2 protein-coding genes are annotated in these 1,687 nt (G+C 39.6%); both read right to left on the bottom strand.

Translation table 11 applies throughout. The annotated features are described in order from the left end of the window. Nucleotides 1-80: 80 nt before the first annotated feature. Nucleotides 81-1,046, bottom strand: coding sequence for an IS3 family transposase (locus NE473_RS29910; RefSeq protein ID WP_006773476.1), 966 nt, complete (start codon nucleotides 1,044-1,046; stop codon nucleotides 81-83). Further along, nucleotides 1,043-1,687 (bottom strand): helix-turn-helix domain-containing protein (locus NE473_RS29905; protein ID WP_256265531.1); only part of this gene is annotated, 645 nt, incomplete at its 5' end. The genes NE473_RS29905 and NE473_RS29910, both read right to left, overlap by 4 nt.

Genomic DNA, 1,687 nt, shown 5'->3' with positions numbered 1-1,687 from the left:
TGATATGCCCCCTGTCAAGTAGACAGGTGAAATATTTAAAACGAGGGGCTGATGAACGGCCACATTTTGTGGCCGTTTTTCTATGCACACCATTTTTCTTTATATTTTTCGATTCGCTTGTTTTTAGGAATAGGGTATTCTTCTGGATGTTCAGCAGCGATTGCCTCATTCCTTACTTCTAACGGTGTCTTACAATGATACCTGTCTTGAGGACGTTCTGCGCTATAAAACTTCATATATTCCTTTATTGCATGTCTCAATGTCGTTTCATCAGTAATTTCATACATCTGATACATTTCTGATTTTATAATTCCCCAGAAACCTTCTGTGGGGCCATTATCAATACAGTGTCCTGCTCTTGACATGGATTGTTCCATTTCATGTTCCTTTAGTTTCTTCTGAAACACTCTGCTCGTATATTGAAAACCTCTGTCACTATGAAAAATCGGCGCTGCGTTCGGATTGGAGATCACCGCCTTATCAAATGTTTTAAACACCAGTTGATTATCATTCCGGCTGCTGATTACATAGGAAACAGGGTATCGGTCATATAAATCAATGATTACACTTAGATACAGCTTCTTTTTTTCGCCCGGTATTTTAAACTCAGTTACATCTGTAGACCATTTCTGGTTTGGTGCAGACGCATAAAAATCCCTGCATAGCTTGTTTTCTGCGGTTGTTTCCGGGGGAGAAGATACATATTTTTTCTTTTTCTTTCTGATTACAGATTGAATACCCAGTTTCTTCATAATCCGATGTACCCGCTTTTTTCCATAAGCAGTATGGTTAAAGCGATTGACCCATGAAGTCATTCTTCGATAGCCTAAGATATGGCCAAAGCGTTGATCGTATTCTTTAATCAGTTCTGCCAGCTTAAGATTTTCCGATTCCTGTTTCGGAATCTCCCGGTCCAGCCATTTATAATAAGCCGCCCTTGAGATTTCAAGCTGTTTGCACATCCATGCAATGCTCCACTGCTCTGTTTCATGGAAATGTCTGATTGCTAAATATTTTGATTCGTAACGCAGCTTTCCAAGCTTCACATCCTTTCGAATTCTTTCACTTTTTTTAGTAGTTCAACAGCCTTATCCTTTTCTTCCAGCTGGCGTTTCAACCTGAGATTTTCCCGCCGTAAACGCTCCAGTTCATCCACTTCATCATCTGCTCTGTGATGGCCGCGTTTATCTGTTAAACCGTCTTCTCCATTCACATCATACTTTTTTACCCAGGAATAAACCTGGCTGTATGAAACGTTATAAATGCCTGCAGTCCCTTTATAATCATGGTTATGTTTAATACAATACTCAACGATTTCTTTGCGTTCAGCAACGGTTGTTTTTCTTCTGGCCTCTGCCATATAGACCTCCCTTTTCGGAACATAATCCTTAAGTTCTCTATTGGCATTATAACTCACAACCCATTGGCTGAGTACCCTTCTTGAAGAAATGTTATATTTAGCAGCGATATCATCTACGCTTCCATCACCAGATAAAACCGCTTCGACACACATGGTTTTAAAATCGGATGAGTAAGAAGCATTCCCCGTTTTACGAATAAATGCTCCGATTCCATGAATTCTGTATTTAGCAACCCACTCTTTCAATGTTTTACACCCGATATTATATTTAGTGGCTAAATAATTATAGGAACCCAATCCATCAAGGTATTCCTGTGACACCTTTGC

The organism is Hungatella sp. SL.1.14 (assembly GCF_024460495.1).
Lineage (GTDB): Bacteria > Bacillota > Clostridia > Lachnospirales > Lachnospiraceae > Hungatella > Hungatella hathewayi.
This window is presented reverse-complemented; position numbering and strand designations above follow the sequence as displayed.